The 20028-nt window shown below is 64.0% G+C and carries 24 protein-coding genes and 1 tRNA gene; 17 read left to right on the top strand and 8 right to left on the bottom strand.

Going from position 1 to position 20028, the window contains the following annotated elements:
* Positions 1–101: 101 nt before the first annotated feature.
* Together CCOY_RS00815 and CCOY_RS00820 are read right to left on the bottom strand one after the other, a co-directional pair.
* Positions 102–830: a hypothetical protein gene (locus tag CCOY_RS00815; RefSeq protein WP_092101222.1), complete on the bottom strand. Its 729-nt coding sequence runs from the start codon at positions 828–830 to the stop codon at positions 102–104.
* 654 nt (positions 831–1484) lie between these two features.
* Positions 1485–2138, bottom strand: a complete 654-nt coding sequence (locus CCOY_RS00820) for a DUF3800 domain-containing protein (RefSeq protein ID WP_208856576.1) — start codon at positions 2136–2138, stop codon at positions 1485–1487.
* Between the two features lie 203 nt (positions 2139–2341).
* Here CCOY_RS00820 and CCOY_RS00825 point away from each other — a divergent pair, with 203 nt between their 5' ends.
* A complete protein-coding gene (locus tag CCOY_RS00825; RefSeq protein WP_092100740.1) occupies positions 2342–3520 on the top strand; it encodes an IS256-like element ISCre1 family transposase in 1179 nt (392 codons plus the stop codon).
* A 141-nt stretch (positions 3521–3661) separates the two neighbouring features.
* On the opposite strand, the gene CCOY_RS00830 is transcribed toward CCOY_RS00825, so the two are convergent.
* Positions 3662–3738, bottom strand: a tRNA-Pro gene (locus tag CCOY_RS00830).
* Positions 3739–4159: 421 nt separating this feature from the next.
* Positions 4160–5044 (bottom strand): metallophosphoesterase, encoded by an 885-nt coding sequence (locus CCOY_RS00835; protein ID WP_425284123.1) that lies wholly within the window; start codon positions 5042–5044, stop codon positions 4160–4162.
* A 33-nt stretch (positions 5045–5077) separates the two neighbouring features.
* On the opposite strand from CCOY_RS00835, the gene CCOY_RS00840 reads away from it, so the two are divergent.
* Positions 5078–5527: a GatB/YqeY domain-containing protein gene (locus tag CCOY_RS00840; protein WP_070614334.1), complete on the top strand. Its 450-nt coding sequence runs from the start codon at positions 5078–5080 to the stop codon at positions 5525–5527.
* 9 nt (positions 5528–5536) lie between these two features.
* On the opposite strand, the gene CCOY_RS00845 is transcribed toward CCOY_RS00840, so the two are convergent.
* Positions 5537–7939 carry a transglycosylase domain-containing protein gene (locus tag CCOY_RS00845; protein WP_092101226.1) on the bottom strand — a complete coding sequence of 801 codons (2403 nt, stop codon included), beginning with the start codon at positions 7937–7939 and terminating at the stop codon, positions 5537–5539.
* 182 nt (positions 7940–8121) lie between these two features.
* Between CCOY_RS00845 and CCOY_RS00850 the strand changes: the two genes are divergently transcribed.
* From CCOY_RS00850 to CCOY_RS00865, 4 genes are read left to right on the top strand one after another with little or no spacing between them, the layout of a single operon-like run.
* Positions 8122–8481 carry a WhiB family transcriptional regulator gene (locus CCOY_RS00850; protein WP_092101227.1) on the top strand — a complete coding sequence of 120 codons (360 nt, stop codon included), beginning with the start codon at positions 8122–8124 and terminating at the stop codon, positions 8479–8481.
* A gap of 14 nt (positions 8482–8495) precedes the next feature.
* Entirely contained in the window at positions 8496–8651 is a 156-nt protein-coding gene (gene sp36, locus CCOY_RS00855) for a Sp36 family protein (protein ID WP_092101229.1), read from the top strand.
* Positions 8652–9113, top strand: coding sequence for a RidA family protein (locus CCOY_RS00860; RefSeq protein ID WP_092101230.1), 462 nt, complete (start codon positions 8652–8654; stop codon positions 9111–9113). It begins immediately after the preceding gene.
* 41 nt (positions 9114–9154) lie between these two features.
* Positions 9155–9964, top strand: a complete 810-nt coding sequence (locus CCOY_RS00865; RefSeq protein ID WP_092101232.1) for an MBL fold metallo-hydrolase — start codon at positions 9155–9157, stop codon at positions 9962–9964.
* A gap of 30 nt (positions 9965–9994) precedes the next feature.
* Here CCOY_RS00865 and glxR read toward each other — a convergent pair whose 3' ends face one another.
* Positions 9995–10678, bottom strand: a complete 684-nt coding sequence (gene glxR / locus CCOY_RS00870; protein ID WP_070421549.1) for a CRP-like cAMP-activated global transcriptional regulator GlxR — start codon at positions 10676–10678, stop codon at positions 9995–9997.
* A gap of 250 nt (positions 10679–10928) precedes the next feature.
* On the opposite strand from glxR, the gene nth reads away from it, so the two are divergent.
* From nth to CCOY_RS00890, 4 genes are read left to right on the top strand one after another with little or no spacing between them, the layout of a single operon-like run.
* Positions 10929–11720, top strand: a complete 792-nt coding sequence (gene nth / locus CCOY_RS00875; RefSeq protein WP_092101234.1) for an endonuclease III — start codon at positions 10929–10931, stop codon at positions 11718–11720.
* Positions 11717–12274, top strand: coding sequence for a TlpA family protein disulfide reductase (locus CCOY_RS00880; protein ID WP_092101236.1), 558 nt, complete (start codon positions 11717–11719; stop codon positions 12272–12274). The genes nth and CCOY_RS00880 overlap by 4 nt, the downstream gene beginning before the upstream one ends.
* The gene (locus CCOY_RS00885; RefSeq protein WP_083319452.1) at positions 12274–12972 is read left to right on the top strand and encodes an NUDIX hydrolase; all 699 of its coding nucleotides are present in this window, start codon (positions 12274–12276) and stop codon (positions 12970–12972) included. The genes CCOY_RS00880 and CCOY_RS00885 overlap by 1 nt, the downstream gene beginning before the upstream one ends.
* A 10-nt stretch (positions 12973–12982) precedes the next feature.
* Positions 12983–14170, top strand: coding sequence for a MarP family serine protease (locus CCOY_RS00890; protein ID WP_092101238.1), 1188 nt, complete (start codon positions 12983–12985; stop codon positions 14168–14170).
* Here CCOY_RS00890 and CCOY_RS00895 read toward each other — a convergent pair.
* Together CCOY_RS00895 and CCOY_RS00900 are read right to left on the bottom strand one after the other, a co-directional pair.
* A complete protein-coding gene (locus tag CCOY_RS00895; RefSeq protein WP_092101240.1) occupies positions 14167–14676 on the bottom strand; it encodes a phage holin family protein in 510 nt (169 codons plus the stop codon). The genes CCOY_RS00890 and CCOY_RS00895 overlap by 4 nt on opposite strands.
* A 120-nt stretch (positions 14677–14796) precedes the next feature.
* Entirely contained in the window at positions 14797–15615 is an 819-nt protein-coding gene (locus CCOY_RS00900) for an HAD family hydrolase (RefSeq protein WP_092101242.1), read from the bottom strand.
* 168 nt (positions 15616–15783) lie between these two features.
* On the opposite strand from CCOY_RS00900, the gene ssd reads away from it, so the two are divergent.
* Genes ssd through CCOY_RS00935 form a run of 7 tightly spaced genes read left to right on the top strand, consistent with a single transcriptional unit; the run spans position 15784 to position 20020 of the window.
* Positions 15784–16803 carry a septum site-determining protein Ssd gene (ssd, locus tag CCOY_RS00905; RefSeq protein WP_092102916.1) on the top strand — a complete coding sequence of 340 codons (1020 nt, stop codon included), beginning with the start codon at positions 15784–15786 and terminating at the stop codon, positions 16801–16803.
* Positions 16804–17931, top strand: coding sequence for a TadA family conjugal transfer-associated ATPase (locus tag CCOY_RS00910; RefSeq protein WP_070816057.1), 1128 nt, complete (start codon positions 16804–16806; stop codon positions 17929–17931). It begins immediately after the preceding gene.
* Positions 17928–18674 (top strand): type II secretion system F family protein, encoded by a 747-nt coding sequence (locus CCOY_RS00915; RefSeq protein WP_092101244.1) that lies wholly within the window; start codon positions 17928–17930, stop codon positions 18672–18674. The genes CCOY_RS00910 and CCOY_RS00915 overlap by 4 nt, the downstream gene beginning before the upstream one ends.
* The gene (locus CCOY_RS00920; RefSeq protein ID WP_092101246.1) at positions 18671–19228 is read left to right on the top strand and encodes a type II secretion system F family protein; all 558 of its coding nucleotides are present in this window, start codon (positions 18671–18673) and stop codon (positions 19226–19228) included. The genes CCOY_RS00915 and CCOY_RS00920 overlap by 4 nt, the downstream gene beginning before the upstream one ends.
* Before the next feature lie 11 nt (positions 19229–19239).
* A complete protein-coding gene (locus CCOY_RS00925; RefSeq protein WP_092101248.1) occupies positions 19240–19431 on the top strand; it encodes a DUF4244 domain-containing protein in 192 nt (63 codons plus the stop codon).
* Positions 19431–19700 (top strand): hypothetical protein, encoded by a 270-nt coding sequence (locus CCOY_RS00930; RefSeq protein ID WP_092101250.1) that lies wholly within the window; start codon positions 19431–19433, stop codon positions 19698–19700. Before CCOY_RS00925 ends, CCOY_RS00930 begins: the two co-directional genes overlap by 1 nt.
* The gene (locus CCOY_RS00935; RefSeq protein WP_092101252.1) at positions 19700–20020 is read left to right on the top strand and encodes an Rv3654c family TadE-like protein; all 321 of its coding nucleotides are present in this window, start codon (positions 19700–19702) and stop codon (positions 20018–20020) included. The genes CCOY_RS00930 and CCOY_RS00935 overlap by 1 nt, the downstream gene beginning before the upstream one ends.
* Positions 20021–20028 lie beyond the last annotated feature (8 nt).

The following is a 20028-nucleotide window of genomic DNA, read 5'->3' on the forward strand; positions in this document are numbered from 1 at the left end:
CAGTAAATCATTGAATATGATTCAAAGCACACCAGATGCGAGATAGTAAAAGGCCCTGCCTCCAACGTGGATAAGGAGACAGGGTCGGTTTGGGGGGAGAACTACATGCCCAACATCGGCAGTTTGATGCCGAAGTGGGGCAGCGCGAAGAACAGGCCTGCGATCACCAGCAGCGCCGCAATCACCCCACCGACAATGGCCGGCACGTTCACGTCCGCCTTGGCGGTGGGGTATTTCACATCTGCCTGCATGCCCTTGGTGCAGGTTTCGGCGGCGGTGGCGTCGGCGTCGTCGATAAGCATGCGCTTCGCGGCGACCTTCCCGGACGGGGTCTCCGTCCACGCCTTGTACACGTCGCCATCCTTCGCGGTCAGCGGCGTCTCCATGTGCTTCGTGTCCGGGCCAACGCGCCACGAATTCGTATCAATCGCCTCCAGCGTGCGATTCACAGTCGGCTCCGACTCCTTCATCGTCTTCTGCGCATCCGCATACTTTGCGACGAGACCCTCCGGCAACACCTTGCCAAACTCCGCCTTCTCACCCTTGAGCGCCTTCTCGTTCTCCGCGACAACACCGGGGAAGACCTGCTCGACCGCAGCGATGAGGTCGCGAGCCTGCTCGTAGTCACCGATCGCCTTGGACTCGTCGAACCACGACTCGATGAAACGCTTCTCGGCCGGCGCGAGCTTCACGGCGCACACGCCGTCCTTGTCCTTTGCCGCGACGGTAGCGGCGTTCGCCGGGGTGGCCGCGCCGACAACGCCGGCTGTGCCGAGCGCGAGCGTTGCTGCGGTTGCGTACGCGGCGATACGGGTGGTGGTGCTGGTCATGGTTTTCCTCCTCGGAGTGTGAGTGTGTGTACGGGCTGTACCACCTCAGTATCGAGGGAGACGTGTTGCGACAGCGTTAACGCGCGATGGTGGGGGCGTTGCCGGGTAGGATCCTGGGCGAAAACACCGTGTCAGAAGCAATGTGATGAACCAGGGGTGAATGGAAATTTCACAAATGCAGTTAGCCGCTTTGCTAGGCAATGGAGTTTCTCCATTGGAACCATCACCGGTCGATTACGTTTTTATGTTGCTCACGTTGGTGGCTGTGGTGCTATTAGTTGCCAGCGTGATTGTATTTTTCCGGCAACCTAACAGAGGATGGTCGGATGTCTGGATCGTGCTCTTTCTAGTGTTCATACCCGTGGTAGGACCGTTGGTGTATCTGCGGCATGTGCGGTCTAGCAAAAAGAGCGACAAAAAATCGTAGATGTGTGAGGCAAGGCCCAGCTTTGGGTTAAGCCGTGGGGGCGTGGCCTGGGCAAAATAAAGAGTGGCCCCCGCATCCCACTGAAGGGATGAAAGGCCACTCAAGTTTGAAGCGCGCAACCACTTGCGCTTTCCGGGACTGCGAACTTAATCCCAGCCGGCTCGAGAGGTGGTGGGTTTTAGCCCAAATCCCTCGAGAACCCCAGTATAGAACTGGCATCAGTTAAATCAAGCATTTTCTGACCCAATCGTCACAATATTGACTTTGCCTTGCTGAATGTCAGCGAAACTGTCTAATGCGAGGGCTCGTCTCAGCCGACCAGCAACTCGAGCTTTCGGTGTATTTCGGACTGTTGGGTCCATTCGACCATGCCGGCGTTCGTAGGCGATGGAACTAGCAACAATATCTGCCAGCTGAATAAAGTCACTAGCCTCTGAATTGAAATCGTATGCTTCAAGAACGCAACGACTACCAATCGCGCGGTTTACATCACTCTTAACGAACTGTGCGACCGACTCTCCTCGTGGAGTTTGGACTAAGTCAAGGAAAACATTAACCAGTTCCCCGCGGTTAATGTTCCCACGGATAAGCCGAGAAGCCATCTTCGCTTGCTGCAGCCAAGTGTCATGGTCCCCGAAAGAGTGAGTGGAATCATAAACCGAGCCTCCAACTCTCACGTCGGCTGCGGCGAGAAGCTCAACGAGATCAAAATAGAAATTTAACTTGTTGTTCTTGATCTCCGAGAAATGGATTTCTTGATAGAAACCGTGGGACTGGCGAAGATGGCGAATCTCCCGATCGAGTACTTGTAGGTTCCTATTTTTGACGAACCCGACAACAAAGAACCCACCTGAAGAGTTTCGGGTTCCTGACTCGTCCAAGAAGATGGAGGATACGGGCACTCGATCAGGGAGCGAAAAAATGGGTTAAGCGACAAAATGTGTGTCCGGAATCGTTGATTTTCATGCTCTGAACTCCGCGTTTGCGGAAAATATATGCTCCAAAAGCATATATTGGCCCTCTCTTGCGAAAATCCCCGGTGTGGCTGCCATGGTGTGCTACGCGGCGGTGGTTCGGTTGCCCAATGCCAAAGAACCGACCACGCTGCCATTGTGGCGGCGATATGAAACGAAACGGCACCACCAGCAACGGGACGACCCGGTGGCGGTGCAAAATCTGCGGTGCTTCACTGACCAAGCAGCGCAGCGATATCACCAACGCAGCCCTATTTCGTGCGTTCATCCAGCACCTGACCACCGGGACCAGTCTTGCGGCGATCGCCGGCAACATGAGCTGCTCGACACGTACGCTGCAGCGCAAATTCGATGCCTTTTGGCTGGTTGACGTGCCTGACCCGACCATCGGCCATACAGGCAGGGTCTACGACCAGATCTTCATCGACGGCACCTACACCGCAGGTGGCTGTCTGATCGTGGCGGCAACGCTCGACCACGTCATCGCCTGGCACTGGTGCAAACAAGAAACCACACACGACTACAAGCGCCTGCTCGAGCGCATCGAAGCACCGTTGATCGCTGTGATCGACGGTGGCCGAGGAGCCACAAGCGCAATTAAAACGTGCTGGCCAAACACCAAAATCCAACGCTGCCTCGTGCACGCCCAACGCAGAGTACGCCGCTACACCACCTCACGACCACGCACTGATGCTGGCCGCACCATCTACCGACTCGCGCTGAAACTCACCCGCATCACCACCCTGGACGAGGCTGCACAATGGGGTGCACAACTGCAAGAGTTTCACACGCTCTACAAGGATTGGCTCAACGAAAAGACACAGGTCAAAGACCCGAAAACAGGCAAAGACACACTCGTGTGGACCCATGTCAACGTGCGCAAGGCCTACAACAGCCTCAACCACCTGTGGCGCAATGACCTGCTGTTTGTCTACCTCAAGCCCCCGAAAGGCGTGCTTAAGCCGCACCGGATCAAATCCACCACCAACAGTCTTGAAGGCGGCATCAACGCCCAGCTGAAGCTCCTTGCAAGAACTCATCGCGGCAGACGCGGTGAGCACCAACGCAAAATGCTGGATTGGTGGCTGTATCTGAAAACGGAACTGCCTGGCGATCCAATAGAAATCGCCAGACAGTCCAACTGGGGCCAGAACCAACTCGCCAAAGTTACAACCCTGACCCGAAACGAGAACCAAGCCGACTATGAAACAGGACGACCAGCCCTCTACGACAACGGTATCGATACCGAGTACACACACTCAATCGGCATCCAAAAAGGCCACATCTAACCCCCGCGACACGCCGATAGCAGACACACATTTTGTCGCTTAACCCGAAAAAATCTTCTTCTTATTCATCGCGATAATCTTAGTGGCGCTGCCGACACGGACTATCGAAAGCGAAAACCCGCCTCGGAAGGCGGGTTGTGTTGGTCGGGATAACAGGATTTGAACCTGCGACCTCTTCGTCCCGAACGAAGCGCGCTACCAAGCTGCGCCATATCCCGGTGGTATCTCGGACTGTTGTCCGCGGTACTCGAAACACAATACCCCTGGGGTTCGGTTTGGCCAAAACGGCAGGTTGTGTGCGTTTTGTTGCCGGTGTGGGGGCGTGGCGGTGGCGCGGTGGCGGTGTGGCGGCGGCGTGGCGGTGGCGCGGTGCGGCGCGGTGCGGCTTGGATCCAGCGCCACAAAAGACGATATCGGGATTTGCGTCCTCGTTTTTGCAAAAGCCCAGGTCGCGTTCCGGGAAAATCGCCAAATCCCGATATCGTCTTTTAGGCAGTTCGCGCGACCTGCGGCGGAGCAGGCAGAGCAGACGGAGCAGACGGAGCAGACGGAGCAGGCAAAGCAGCGGAGCGGCAGACGAACGGACGGGCCGACCAGCCCGCAACCGACCAGCCCGCAACCGACCACCCCGCAGCCGGTCTACCCGCGCTCGACGACCCGGATCAGCGATGCGGACGGTGGGCAGAACAGGCGTACGGGCGCGTACTTGGACTGGCCGAGCCCGTTGGATACCTCCATCCACATGCGGCCGTAGCGGTGCAGGCCGGAGGCGCGTTCGCGGTCGATGTCGGCGTTGGTGACCAGGGCGCGGCCACCGGGTAGGCAGATCTGGCCGCCGTGGGTGTGGCCGGCCAGGGCGAGTTGGTAGCCGTCGGCTTCGAAGGCGTCGAGTACGCGCCGGTAGGGGGCGTGGAGGAGGCCGATGGCCAGGTCGGCGTCGGGGTTCGGCGAGCCGGCGATGGATGGGTAGTCGTCGAGGTCGTGGTGCGGGTCGTCGACACCCGCCAGCGCAAGGCGTACGCCGGAGGCTTTGAACTCCAGGCGGTTATGCGTGGCGTCGTGCCAGCCGCGCTCCATGAACGCGGCGCGCATGCCTTCCCACGGCAGGTCCACGTACGACGGCTCGCGCTTGGCGCCGGTGAGGTACTTCAGGGGGTTGACGGGGCGCGGCGCCCAGTAGTCGTTGGTGCCGAACACAAACGCGCCGGGGCGGTTGAGCAGCGGGCCGAGGGCGTCGAGCACCCAGGGCACGCCACCAAGGTCCGACAGGTTGTCGCCGGTGTTGATCACCAGGTCCGGGTCGAGCGCGTCCAGGCCGGAGACGAACTCCACCTTTTCCTTCTGTCCGGGGATCATGTGCAAGTCGGATACGTGCAGCACCCGAAACTCCCCGCGCCCCTGCAACACGCCTGGTTCCAGCAGTGGCAGGGTGTATTCGCGCAGTTGGAAGTTGTTGCGTTCGGTGAACCCCCAGGCGAGTGCGGAGGCTCCGGCGGCGAGGGTGGCTGCGGCGGCTTTCTTCAACGTCTTCACTCGCACCACTGTAATCTCGCAGGCATGAGTGCATTGAAAGACCAGATCCGCGCAGACCTCAAGGAAGCCATGAAGGCGAAGGAGAAGGAGCGCACCGGCACGATCCGTATGCTGCTGGCGGCGATCCAGACCGCTGAGACCGAGGGCACGAAGCACGAGGTCGATGATCAGGAGATTCAGAAGATCATCGCACGTGAGATTAAGAAGCGCCGCGAGTCCGCCGAGATCTACCAGACCAACGGCCGCGACGATCTCGCCGAAACCGAGCTTGCCGAGGCGAACATCCTCGAGGCGTACCAGCCAAAGCAGTTGACGGACGATGAGCTCGCAGTGCTTATCGACGACACCGTGGCCGAAACCGGCGCCACCTCCATGGCGCAGATGGGGCAGGTCATGAAGGCCGCCACCGCCAAGGCCGCCGGCCGTGCTGATGGCAAGCGCATCTCCGAGGCTGTCAAGGCCCGCCTGAGCTAGCCAGCCGCGTTAGTTGTTGCCGAAGGCGTTGGCGATGGCGTCGCGGGCGTCGTTAAGCGATTGCTCGATGCCGCTGAAGTCCGGCGCCGGTGGGGCAGCGGGGCTCGGGGGAGCAGACGGGGACGGGGATGGGCTCGGCGCGGTGCTGGAGGGGGCCGAGCCGTCCGAGACATTCAGGGTGATGGTGGAGCCGCGCGCGAGCGACTCGTCCGCCGGGGTGATGGACACAACCTGGCCGGCCGGGGCACCGCCGCCCGGCACCGTCTTCAACACGACCTTGTAGCCCTGGGCCTCCAGCTGGGATTTCGCGGCGGAGGAGTATTGGCCAACCACGGAGTCCACGGCTGCGCGGCGCGCACCGGTCTGGTACTTCGCGCTCGCTGCCGGAAGGCCTGAGGCCGCACCGGGCACACCAGCGGCGGCCTGGAACCAGGTGTTGGCTGCCTCGTTGCCGCCGAAGAGGTTGCCCACGCCGCACTGGCGGACCGGGGCGGTGCACAGCGGGGTGGTTTGGGTGCCGTCGTTGAAGATGTACGGCGCCGCAGACATGCCCAGCGTGAAGCCGAGGAACGCGGAGGACTGGTGCGACTCGGTCGTACCGGTCTTTGCGGCGGTGGGTGCGCTCCAATGGTTGCGTTTTGCGGCGTCGGCGCCGGTGCCGTCGACAATGTCGTGCGACATGCCGGCAGCCAAAGCGGCAGCGATCTCCGGGTCGATGGCTTGCTCGCAGGCGGGCCGGTCGATGAAGACCTCACGGCCGTGCTCGTCGGTCACGCTCGCAATCGGGTTCGGCTCACACCAGCGCCCGTTGGAGGCGATCGTGGCGCCGACATTGGACAGTTCCAGCGCGTTGACGGCTAAGGGGCCGAGGGTGAACGAGCCCATGTTTTCTTCCTTGGCGGCCTGGGCGATGGAGCGGCCGTCCCCAAACGAGTTGTCGTCCTTGTAGGAGCGCAGGCCCAAGCGAACCGCCAGATCCACGACCGGGGCAACACCGACGGTCTGAATCAGCTCAATGAACGTGGTGTTCGGCGATTGTGCAAGCGCGTCCTGCAGGCTCATCTTCGGTGCATAGACGCCGGCATTTTCTACACAATATGCACCCGGCGGACAGTTCGCGGCGCCGCCTGCGCCCATGCCGTACACCACGGAACGCGCCGGTGTGTTCAGCATGGAGTTCAGCCCGTAGCCCTGCTCAAGCGCGGCGGCCGCGGTGAAGATCTTGAACACGGAGCCTGCGCCGTTGCCCACCAGCGACACAGGCTGCGGCAGGATCGTCTGGCTTTGGTCCAGGTCCAGGCCATAGAAGCGGGAAGACACCATCGCCTTGATGTTGCGCGAGTCCGTGCCGGGCTCCACAATGTCCAACACCTGTGCCACGCCTGCGGTGTGCGGGCTGACGTTGTTGCGCACTGCGTTAAGCGCGACCTGCTGAATGTTCGGGTCGAGCGTGGTCTTGATGGTGTAGGACCCGTTTTTGATGGTGTCCAGGTCCAGGCCCTTTTCCGCCAGGTAGCGCAGGGCGTAATCGCACATGAAGCCGTTGTCGCCGGCGGTGATGCAGCCTTCCGGCAGTGTCTTCGGCTTGTCCAGAATGCCCAACGGTGCGCCCGCCCAGCGGTCGGCCTCGGACTGCTCGATGTAGCCCTGAGCGGCCATGTTGTTGAGCACTACGTTGCGACGACGCACCGCCCCTTCCGGGTTCGTATACGGGTTCAGCGCCTCCACCGACTGCAGCAGGCCCACCAGCATCGCAGCCTGGGCCGGATTGAGCTTGGCGGCACTGGTGTCAAAGTAGGTCCGCGCGGCGGCTTCGATGCCAAAGGAGTGCTGACCAAACGACACCAGGTTCAGGTACCGGGTAAGGATCTCGTCCTTCTCCAGCGTCTTGTCCAGATCCGACGCCATGCGCATCTCGCGCAGCTTGCGGGGAATGGACTGTTCCGTTGCGGCGAGGGCTTCTTCTTCGTTCTCAGCATCGATGAGCCACAGGTAGTTCTTCACATACTGCTGGTTCACCGTGGACGCGCCCTGCTCCACACCGCCGGCCAGCACGTTGGTCACCAGCGCGCGGGCAAAGCCCTGCATATCCACGCCCTCGTGGACGTAGAAGCGGCGGTCCTCCGTAGAAACCAGCGCGTCCTTGGCGTACTGCGAGATCTGCTCGCTGGGTACCTCGTAGCGGCGCTGTTTGAAGATCCACGCCATGGGTTTGCCGTTGACGTCCGTAATCGTGGTCACGCCCGGCACGTCGCCGTGGGTGAGGTCGGAGAGGTTGGACTGCATGGTCTCGTCGGTACGCGCAATTGCGGCACCCCCAAGACCTGCGATCGGCGCCAGGCATAACGCCATGACGAGCGCTGATGCGACGACGGCGACCAGCAGGTTTCCTAAGCTTTTCAGGGCAGACACGCCAACACCTTAATTCAATCTGTGGCGTGGGGGAATACCATGCTCCCCCCAAAAATGTGATGCATTCGACATGGAATTTCCTGTGTGATTCCATTTACATGGGATCGCTAATATGCGGTCGATTGTATAAAAGGAGTCCGCTCCGCTTCCGGATAGGGATAGGACGTCTAAGGAGACGCACGATGACCACGAGTTTGAAAAAGGCACCGGCAACCAACCTGCGACCGACCACCTCCAAGAAGTGCGACTCCTCGGGAACACTGGTCTTCGACCGTGGCGAGTGGGTCACCCAGGCCCAGTGCCGCGGCGGCGACCCGGACGCACTCTTCGTCCGCGGTGCCGAGCAGCGCAAGGCAGCAGCCATCTGCCGCGCCTGCCCGGTGATGACTGAGTGCCGCGCAGACGCACTGGATAACAAGGTGGAATTCGGCGTATGGGGAGGCCTGACCGAGCGTCAGCGCCGCGCAGTACTGCGTAAGAACCCGCACGTGAAGGACTGGGCAACCCACCTGTCCAGCGGCGGCGAAATTATTGGCCTCTAGGTAGGGTGAATCCCATGAAGAAATGGGAATACGCAACCGTTCCGCTGTTGTCGCACGCCACCAAGCAGATTCTGGATTCTTGGGGTGAGGACGGCTGGGAACTCGTCGCAGTCACCCCGGGTCCGAACCCGGACAATGTTGTCGCCTACATGAAACGAGAGGTTGAGTAAATGGCACAGTGGTCTGAGCGCCTGAAAGAACTGGGCATTGAACTTCCGGCCGTGGCCGCACCCGTGGCCGCATACGTCCCAGCAACACGCACCGGCAACCAGGTGTGGACGTCCGGCCAGCTGCCGTTCGTGGACGGCAAGTTGCCGGCCACCGGCAAGGTTGGCGCCGAGGTATCCCAGGAGGATGCATACGGCTACGCCCGCCAGGCTGCGCTGAACGCGCTGGCTGCAGTGGACGCACACGTAGGCATTGACAACGTTGCCCGCGTGGTGAAGATCGTGGGTTTCGTGGCCTCCGATCCGGCATTCACGGGTCAGCCCGCCGTGATCAACGGAGCGTCCGAACTCATGCAGGAAATCTTCGGCGAAGCCGGTGCACACGCACGTTCCGCAGTCGGTGTTGCTGTCCTTCCGATGGACACCCCGGTTGAGGTCGAGATTGTCGTGGAGCTCGAAGGCTAGTTTGCCCATCGGCGCAGCCGTGACGGGGTAGGGTGGGAGCCATGAAACATCCCGCATACAGCCAGCTGCGCCCTGTGACCCCCAACGCCGCGGTGGTCCTGGTGCCGAACCCCAGCTACGCGGCGCTCGAGGGCACGAACTCTTGGGTGATCCGAGGTGAGGGCGACGAGGCGAGCATCGTCGTCGACCCGGGCCCGGCCGATGAGGGTCACCTCAACGTGCTGCAGGCAAAGGCCGACAAGGTCGCTTTGATTCTGTTGACTCACCGTCACCACGATCACGCAGATGGCGCGGAACGGTTCCGCCAGCTCACTGGCGCACCGGTCCGCGCCCTTGATCCGTCTCATACCTCCGGCGATGAGCCACTCACCGACGGCGAAGTAATCTCCGTTGAGGGGGTTACCCCGCGCGTGAAGGTCGTCGCTACGCCGGGCCACACCAGTGACTCTGTGTGCTTCTTCGTCTACCCGGGCGAAGACACCGACGGTAAGCCGGAAGGCATCATCACCGGCGACACCATTGCGGGTCGCCACACCACCATGATTTCTGAGACCGACGGTGATCTGGGTGCCTACCTGGACACCCTGGAAATGCTCGAGGAAAAGGGCAAGGGTGTCATGCTGCTTCCGGGCCACGGTCCGGAAGGTGAGGACCTGTCTGCGTACGCCCGCAAGTACATCGATCGCCGTAACCAGCGCCTGGATCAGATCCGTCAGGCACTGAAGGAGCATGGCGATAACGCGGACATCAATACGCTGGTCGATGCGATTTACGACGATGTCGACCCGGTCCTGCGCGGTGCCGCAGAACAGTCGACTCGTGTGGCGCTGCGTTACCTCAACGCCAAGTAGCGGATTCTCGACCCGCCGCGGGCGCCTCCGTTAGCGCGCGCGGCGAGCGAGGTGCTCAGTGTTAACAATGAGCACGCTTTTACCCTCCAGGCGGATCCAGCCGCGGTGAGCGAACGTGGCCAATGCCTTGTTCACCGTCTCACGCGACGCACCCACAAGCTGGGCGATCTCTTCCTGGGTGAGATCATGGTTGACGCGGAGTGCGCCACCCTCATGTACACCGAAGCGGTTTGCCAGCTGGAGCAAGGTCTTGGCTACGCGGCCAGGCACGTCGGTGAAGATCAGGTCTGCCAGCGACGCGTTCGTGCGGCGTAGGCGGCGGGCCAGCACGCGCAGCAGCTGCTGGGAGATCTCCGGGTGGTTGTCGATCCACTCGCGCAGCATGGTGGAGTCCATGGTGGCGCAGGTGACGTCCGTGACGCAGACTGCGGAGGAGGTACGCGGGCCCGGGTCGAAGATGGAGAGCTCGCCGAACATGTCGGACGGGCCCATCACGGACAGCAAGTTCTCGCGACCGTCCGGCGCATGGCGGGCAAGTTTAATTTTGCCTTCGACGATGATGTAGAGGCGATCGCCGGGCTCGCCTTCGTCGAAAATCGTGGTGCCCTTCGGGAAATCCACGGTGTCCATATCGTTGATCAGCGCGGCGACCGCGTCAGGGTCGACGCCCTGAAAGATGCCGGCGCGGGCAAGAGTGTCTTGAACGCCTTCCATGAGTCCTCCTCAGACTGTCGCTCACGCATTTTGCGTGGGATTGGTCACGAACGGTGCCATTAGCGGTGACCGTCACACAAATTGGAACTCTACCAGCTCAACTAATCAGTGCGATAGTCTTTCCGCGACTGGGAACTGTGTTAGTCGATGACCGCTGCTTCCACACGCTCCATGCAAAGCGGAAATACCCCAAGCACAAGCGGAATCAGCACCACAAGCAAAAAGGTCATACCCATAGTGTACGGCTAGCATGTTGGGCATGGCCGCTTCGACCTCTCCATTGAAACATCGCCGCCCAGGCGCCCATCCCGCCGCGAAGGGGAAAGAGACTCCGATCGGGCGTAAGCGCAGGGCACGCCGTATTAACCGCACGTTGGCGGCAGCGTATCCGGACGCACACGCGGAGTTGGACTTTACTAACCCGCTGGAGTTGCTCGTTGCTACGGCGCTGTCCGCGCAGACCACGGACGTACGGGTGAACATGGTCACCCCGGCGCTGTTTGCCAAGTACCCCACGGCCGCCGACTACGCGGAGGCCAACCAGGCAGAGGTGGAGGAGATCATCCGCTCGACCGGGTTTTACCGCTCCAAGGCGGCGAACCTGATCGCGATGGGCCAGAAGCTGGTCACCGATTTTGGTGGCGAGGTGCCAGAGAAGCTCGAGGACCTGATCACCCTGCCCGGGGTGGGCCGCAAGACGGCGCATGTGGTGCGCGGCAACGCGTTCGGCTACCCGGGGCTGACAGTGGACACGCACTTCCAACGCCTGGTCAAGCGCATGATGCTCACAGAAGAGACGGATCCGGTGAAGATCGAACACGCGATCGCGGAACTGATCGAGCGCCGCGAGTGGACCATGTTCTCCCACCGCATCATCTTCCACGGCCGCCGCGTCTGCAACGCCCGCAAACCGGCCTGCGGCGCTTGCCCGATCGCGTTCGACTGTCCCTCCTTCGGCGTAGGTCCCACCGACCCGGAGGAAGCCGCCGAACTGGTCTCCGGCCCTGAGCGCGACCACATTTTGAGGATGGTGGGCCTGTGAAGCGCACAATCTGGGTCAGCGTCGCCGCGATCGTTGCGGTGACTCTTCTGGTCATTGCGGGTGCCAGGGCGTTGCTTGTCGACGACGCCACGCCCCCGGCCGGCGACGGTGTCGTCGAAAAGCAATCTGCCCCGGTGACACGACGCCCGGATTGCCCAGAAGGTGCGATCGGCGGCGTGGACCTGGCGTGCCTAGGCGGCGAGGCGGCCGGCGCGCAGCAGGAGATCACCGTGGCCAACGTGTGGGCGTGGTGGTGCGAACCGTGCCGTGCGGAGTTGCCCGTAGTGGAGGAGTTCGCCCGCGCACACCCTGAGTACACCGTGGTGGGCGTGCACGCGGACCGCGATGGGGCGCGCGGCGCGGCGTTGTTGGAGGACCTCGGCGTGGACCTGCCGAGCTTCGAGGACGACTCCAACGTGTTCGCCGGCACGCTCGGCCTGCCGCCGGTGGTGCCGCTGACCGTCGTGTTCCGTGGTGAGGAGCAGTTGGGCGTGTTTGCCAAGGAGTTCACCTCGGCCGAGGAGCTGGCCGAGGCCGTGCGCGGGGTGCTGTGATGGTTGCGGTGCGGCCGGAACGGGCACCGGTGTGGCTGCGGGGGCTCGTGGATAAGCTGCGCGCTGGCGAGGGCGATGCGCGGGTCAAAGCGATGCTGGGCCCGCGCGTGCCGCAAACGCCGGGGGAGGACCAGGCGGCGGTGCTCATCGTGTTTGCTGGCGACCCGGAGGCGGAGGAACTGCCGGAGGACGCCCGGGTGCTGATCACGCACCGCACCCCGTCTATGCGCAGCCACTCCGGTCAGATGGCGTTTCCGGGCGGGCACATCGACGCCACAGATACAGGCCCGGTGGCGGCGGCGTTGCGCGAGGCATACGAGGAGACCGGGTTGGCCCCTGAGCGGGTTGTGCCGCTGGCGGTGATGGGGCAGGTGAAAACCGGTGGCAGCCGCAGGCTGGTGCGCCCCGTGGTGGCGTACGCACCCGACCCGGGTGAGGTGTACCCGGCAAGCGAGCTCGAAACCGACGACGTGTTCTTCGTTCCCATCCGGGACTTGGTGGATCCGGCCAACCGCGCGAAGCTCGGCTGGAAGCACTGGACCGGTCCGACGTTTTGGGCCCGCGACTATCTCATCTGGGGTTTTACCGGAATCCTGCTGGCGGTCGTGCTGGAATTAGCTGGCTGGGTGCGCGCCTGGGACGAGCGTCCGGGCGATCTTTACGAGGCGCTGGCCCGATCCCGCAACCGCGAGCTGTAACATTTGCGGAATGCACCTGGTCGTTGACGTTCTGCTTGGGCTTGCCGTCGTCGCTGCGTTTGTCAGCGGCTGGCGCCAAGGTGCGTTTTCGGCTGTGATCTCCGCAATCGGCATTATCGCGGGCCTCGTGGTGGGGCTGGCGGTGGCGCCGTTGCTTCTCGACGTCACCGAGTCCCAACCCATCCGCATCACGCTGCTGCTGTCGGTGGTGGTGCTCTTCGTCGGCCTGGGCAACCTGCTCGGCGTGACCCTCGGGGGCAACTTGCGGGCGCGGGTACGCAGCCGCCTGACGCGTTTCGTGGATTCGGTGGTGGGCGCACTGTTCCAATCGGTCGCACTGGCGCTGGTGGTGTGGTTTATCTCAATCCCGCTGGCCACAGCCATACCGGGTGAGTTGGGCGACGGGATCCGCAACTCGCACATCCTGGCCAAAATCCACGACACCGCTCCGGAAAGCGCCGGGAAACTGCCCGCGAAATTCGCAGCGCTTCTCGACGAGTCCGGCCTGCCCCCGCTCGTTTCCCCCTTCCAATCCCCGCACGGCGCCCAGGTGGACGCACCCGATAACGCGGCGCTTCGCCCCGAAGTTGTGGAGGCGGCCCGCCCGAGCGTGGTCCACGTCATGGGCGATGCAGAAAGTTGCCGCCGCCGGCTCATGGGCTCCGGCTTCGTGTTTGAGGACGGCTATGTGCTTACCAACGCGCACGTCGTTGCCGGCACCGAGCGCGTCTCTTTGGACACCGTTGTCGGCGTGAAGCCCGCAGACGTGGTGTTTTATGACCCCGACACCGACATCGCGGTGCTCCACGCCCAAGGGCTTGGTTTGCCACCGCTGCGTTGGGCGGCCACTGAGCTGCAGCGTGGCGACGACGCCGTGGTCATGGGCTACCCCAAATCCGGCCCATTCGAGGCCGCACCGGCGCGCATCCGCAGCCAACTGACCATCTCGGGCCCGGACATTTACACCACCGGCCGTGTGGAGCGCGAGGCCTACACCATCCGTGGCGATATCCGTCAGGGCAACTCGGGCGGCCCGTTGCTCACCCCGGCTGGTGAGGTGGCAGGCATGATCTTCGGTGCGTCCCTGGATGCCTCAGAAACGGGTTACGCGCTGACCGCACACCAGGTGCAGCAGCGCGTAGGGGATGTAACCAGGCTCAACGGTATCGCCGATACGCAAGCCTGCGTTAGCGGTTAGCGGCCCGTGTACAGGCCAGCCTCGTTCTTGGTCAGGTTCTTCTGAGCCTCGCCCGGCTTCAGGTTCTTCAACTCGTTGACTGAGTTCTTGGTGCGCTCCGGAGCCTTGATCTTCTTGACCTTCTTCAGGCCAACCAGCGCGAGCAGACCAGCCAGGGCGATCATGATGAGGAAGACGATCAGGAATGCCCAGCCACGGTGCATCCAGGATGCGAGCATCTCCGCAAACGCGAAGAAGAGGAAGAACGAGGAGTACAGCGCAATCACGCCGGCGACGCCGAACAGGCCGCCGCCGATGGCGCCCTTCTTCACCTCGCCCATGACCTCAGCCTTGGCCAGCTCGATCTCGCCGCGGACCAGGGTGGACACCTGCTCCGACGCGTTAGAGATCAAGGTGCCGATGGACTGCTGGCCCGGCACCGTCACATCGGTATCGCGCAGCGGAATCGAATCCACCTTGGCGGTTACGGCGCTCGAGCCGCTGGTGTACAGACCTTCGTTGCTCACTGTTTACTCACCTTCCTGGGTGGCTTATTACATGAGGCACCCTGGGACGGTGCCTGGAATTCTCTCAACGATGTTAGCGATACATCACAGTGTTTGCCTGAATCGGGGTGAAAGATAGCGTCACGCGCTGTGACGCTTGTCGCCGGACTTGCCGGAGACCGCACGCGCGATGAGCACCCCAGCCACCGCCAACGCCGTCACGCCGGCGATCACGCTCGCGCCGATGCCGACCTCGCGGGCGTTCGGCATCTGGATCAGCGGCTCCGGGTCTTTAAAGGTCCGCACCTGCCAATCGTGTGACAGTGCGTGCTTGCGAAGCGCCCGGTCCGGGTTCACCGCCACCGGGTTGCCCACCAGTTCCAGCATTGGAATGTCCGTGGCGGAATCGGAGTAGGCGTAGCTGCGCTCCAGGTCGTAGTCGTGGTCGGCGACAAACTGGCGCACAGCCTCCGCCTTCGCCCCGCCCTTGAGGTAACGGGTGATCTCGCCGGTGAGCTTGCCGTCCTTCTCCGCGAGTTCGGTGGCCACGACCGTGTCTACGCCGAGTTCGCGCGCGATCGGCTCAACCAGAATTGATGCAGAGGCGGAGATGATGATGACGTCGTGGCCTTGGGCGCGGTGCTCGTCGATAAGTTCGCGCGCTTCGGCGTAAATCGCGGGCGTGACCACGGTGCGCATCGTTTCTTGGGTGATGCGCTGGACGTCCTCGATCGACCAGCCTTCGATGAGGTGGGCGAGCGAGTCGCGCGTGGCGTCCATTTTTTCGCTGGATTGGCCGACCAGCATGTACTGGGCTTTGGTCAGGTAGAGGTCCCACGCCTCTTGTCGCGTGATCATTCCGTTGTTGCGGAATTCTTTGCCGAAGGCGAAGGCGGAAGACGTCGCAATGATCGTCTTGTCGAGGTCGAAAAACGCCGCCACCGGCCGTGTGGGAGACATGCTTTAGCAGTCTAGCCCCACTTTGCTGGTGGGGCAGTGTAGGCCCGCTGTGAAAGAAGTGAACATTTGGGACGAGTTGTCCACAGGCGATTTGTTGAAATGTCACTTAGATTGCGGGTTGTCCACAGGGTGGTTGCCACATTTACGCTGGTGAAAAACACTATTGGCATGACACGCACACACCCACACACCGGCCCGATCGTGGTCGCGGTCGCCGACCCCGCCACCCACTCCGAGGCCGTTCACCTCGCCGCCGCGACCGGCCGCCAGGTCATCGACACCGCCGATGCCGCCGAGCTCGCCCGCCACGCGCCCAAAGCATTCGCCGTGCTTATCGACGACACCCGCGCCCCCGACCTTTCCCCACCCCACGGAGCGAACGTCTTCCGCGTCGGTGGGGAGCTGGTCGATTCAGCCGAGCGGGTCTTCGTCCTGCCCGCCGAGGCCGCGGACCTCCTGCGCGCCATTGGCGCCCTTGCCGTGCAGCCCACGGCGGTGGCGGCGCGCGGGAAGGTGATCACCGTCGTGGGCGCATCCGGTGGGTCAGGGGCGTCCACCCTGGCAGCCGCGCTGTGTCGGGTGGCGGCGCGGGGTGACTCGGCAACGCTGCTCGACGGGCACTGGCTCTCCGGCGGGCTCGACCTGCTGCTTGGCATCGAGCACGTCCCCGGCGCGCGCTGGGGCGAGATCGACTTCGGCGAGGGCACCGTGGCGCGCACCGACGTGCGCCGCGCGCTGCCCGCCACCGCCGACGACATCGCGGTGCTGACCTTTCCGCGCCAGCGCGTGGCGGACCCGTTCCGGCTGGAGGCGGCCGCGTTGGAGCACGTCGCCGGCGCCGTCGGCGGGGCAGGGCTGACGGTGGTGGATGCGCCCGCCGCGCTGATTCCCGGCCGCAGCGACCTGGTCGTCGTGGTGGTCGTGCCCGAGGTGCGCTCAGTTGCCGCCGCGACCCGTATCGTCGCCGAGTGCGCCGCCGCTGGTCTGCCGTGTGTGGTGGTTGTGCGCGATAGCGCCTGGGCCGCGCTGACCGACGAGGAGATCGCGCATACCACCGGCGCCACCGTGCTCACCCACCTGCCACACGTGCGCGGGCTGACCCGCGCGGTGGAGAAGTCCGGCCTGCCCGCGCGTGTGCCCCGTTCGCTAGCCGCCTGCGCCAATGCGGTGCTCGAGGAGGTGGCCTAAATGATCGACCGCGACCTCATCGCCCGCGTCAAGCGCCGCCTCGCCGACGAACCCACCACTCCGGAGCCTGCCCGCATCGCAGCCCTCATCCGCGAAGAGGCCGTGGTGATCAGCGACATCGGCGTGCTGGATGTGATGCGCACACTTCGCGACGACACCACCGGCACCGGCCCCCTTGAAGCACTGCTTGCCGACGACACCGTGACCGACATCTGCGTCAACGGCCCCAACTGCGTTTACGTCGACTCGGGCGCGGGCCTGGAACGCTCCGCGGTGCGCTTCGAATCCGAAGCCGCCGTGCGCCGGCTGGCCTCCCGCCTGGCCGCCAGTTGCGGGCGCCGCCTCGACGACGCGCAACCGTTTTGCGACGGCCACATCACCCGCGACGACGGCACCCTCCTACGCTTCCACGCCGTGCTCGCCCCGACCGCACAGGCGGGCACCTGCATCTCCCTGCGTGTGCTGCACACCGCCTCGGCCACCCTCGATGACCTGGTAGCGCGAGGCGCACTGGGTGGGGAGGTAGCGGAGGTGCTGCGTGGGGTCGTCGCAAAGCGAAAAGCGTTTGTGGTTGTCGGCGGCACCGGCTCCGGCAAGACCACGCTGCTGTCCGCCCTGCTCGCGGAGGTCGACCCGGCCGAGCGCATCGTCGCCATCGAAGACACCCTGGAACTCACCCCCGACCACCCGCACGTGGTCAACCTGACCACGCGTGGGGCGAACTCCGAGGGTGCCGGTGAGATCACCATCGCGGACCTGGTACGCCAGTCGCTGCGCATGCGGCCCGACCGCGTCGTGGTCGGCGAGATCCGCGGCGCCGAAGTCGTCGACCTGCTCGCCGCACTCAACACTGGCCACGACGGTGGCGCCGGCACCCTGCACGCCAACTCGATCGCCGAGGTCCCCGCCCGCTTCGAAGCGCTCGCCGCGCTGGGCGGGCTGGATCGCGCCGGGCTGCACGCCCAACTCGCCGCAGCTATCGACGTGGTCATCGTGGTCAAACGCCACCCGGACGGCACACGCCGCCTCCACCAGATCGGCGTGCTCGAAGGCCAACCCGTGCGCGCCAAGGTGGTGTGGGACGCCGACGCCGGCCGCGCCGACGGTTACGAGGAGCTCCTGTCATGACCACGCTGTTGCTTCTCGCCGGCGCCGCTGCCTGCCCGCCGCCTGCCCCGAGTGCTCGCATCGCGCCGCGCTCGTTGGCTGTTCCTCCCCGCATTGCCATCCCGCTGGTTGTCGGCGCCGTGGTGCTCGCCGCCCTGGCGTTCGACCGGGCCAGCCTGGTCATCGCGCTAGCGATGGGTGCGGCGACGGTGGTGTGGGTCGCAGATACCCAACGGCGCGCCCGGGCCGCCTCCAAGCGCACGGAAGCGGTCGCCACCTTCCTCGGTCACCTTGGCACCAACGTCGAAGCCGGCGCGCCACTGCACGCCGCGTTAGAGCGCGCCGCCGAACACGCACCGCGCGAGATCGCCCGCGACGTCGCGCACCTCATCCACCACGTCACCACCGGCGCACCACTTGCGGCCGAGACGGACGAGTTCGCCCGCATCGCCCCGCTGTTCGCACTGTCGACCAGTAGAGGAGTACCGCTGTCGCGCCTGGTTGCCGCCGCACGCGACGACATCGACCACGCCCGACGCCACCGCGCCACCACCAACGCCGCGCTCGCCGGCCCGAAAACCACCGCGGTTGTGCTCGCACTGCTGCCGTTCGCCGGCCTGCTCATGGGCGCGGCGATGGGCGCGAACCCGCTCGCGCTGCTCACCGGGGGAGGCCTCGGCGGAGTACTGCTCACCGTCGGCACCGCGCTGGTGTGCGCCGGTGTGATCGTTTCCCAACTCATCATCCAAGGAGCCACCACATGATCGCCGCAGCCCTGCTCATCGCCACCGCGCTCGCCGTCAGCCCCACGCAGCCCGCCCGGCGCGTCACCCGCCAGGTGCCGCCCACGCCGAAGACCCCGCGCGACGGACCCGACTACGCGCTGCCGGACCGCTGTGCCGCCGACATCACCCTGTTCGCCGCCTGCTTCGAGGCCGGCCTGCCGGTCAGTGCCGCAGCCGCCGCGGTTGCCGAAACTCACGACGGCGACCGCAGCCCGTGGCACACCGTCGCAGCGCTGCTCGCGCTCGGGGTCGAACCTGAGCGTGCTTGGTCGGAACTCCACACCATTCCCGGCGGGGAGGACTTGGCCAGTCTCGTCGCTATGACGCACGCGTCCGGCGCGGCGCTGGCACAAGGGTGCGAACGTATCGCTTCAAACCTGCGTGCCGACGCCGCCGACCACGCCAAAGCCAAAGCGGAACGCGCCGGCGTACTCATCGCCATCCCGCTGACCGCATTTTTCCTCCCGGCGTTTTTCGTTCTCGGGCTCGCGCCTGTGGTGATCAGCCTCGGGAGCAACCTCATCAACTTCTGAAAGGAACAATCATGACCCGCATTTCCACCTTCTTCATCCAGCGTTTGCGTAACGACGACGGCATGTCCACCATCGAATACGCCTTCGGTTCACTCGCGGCAGCTGCCCTTGCCGGGGTGCTGTATCTCGTGGTCAACGGCGACGGGGTCGTTTCCGCGATTGAGAACGTGATCACCAACGCCCTGACCAACACCCCGGGCTAATGACCACGATTGAAACGGCGCTTTCGATGGCCACGCTCGTGGTGGTCACGGCTGCGATCGTGGGCGGCATTGCCACGATGTCCGCCTACATCGCCGCCGTGGACATCGCCGGTGCTGCTGCCCGGGCGCACGCCATGGGGGTGGATTACACCGCCCCGCGCGGCGAGGTGACCATGCACGAATCTGCAGGCCTGGCCACCGTCACCGCCGCAGTCCCGGCCCCGATTGGCACCATGCGCGCCACCGCGGTCTTTCCGGTGGAGTTCTAATGCGCAGATTGCTTATCGACGACACCGGCTCCGCCACCGTCACCACCACAGGCATCATCACCGCAGTGGTCTCACTCGCCCTTGCGGTGGTGGTCACCGGGGCCGGCACCGCCGACGCGCACCGGGCCCGCGTGGCCGCAGACCTTGCCGCCGTCGCCGCCGCCACCGCGCTCTACCGGGGTGCTGATGCCTGCAAGTGGGGCAACGAAACCGCCAGCAACAACGGCGCCGAGGTCACCTCGTGCGAGTTTGCAGAGGGCGACGTCATCGTGGCCGTGCGGCTGCGCCACGCCGAAGCGACCGCTCGCGCCGGGCCGTAACGCCTTGC

This window comes from Corynebacterium coyleae, assembly GCF_030408635.1.
Classification (GTDB): Bacteria; Actinomycetota; Actinomycetes; order Mycobacteriales; family Mycobacteriaceae; genus Corynebacterium; species Corynebacterium coyleae.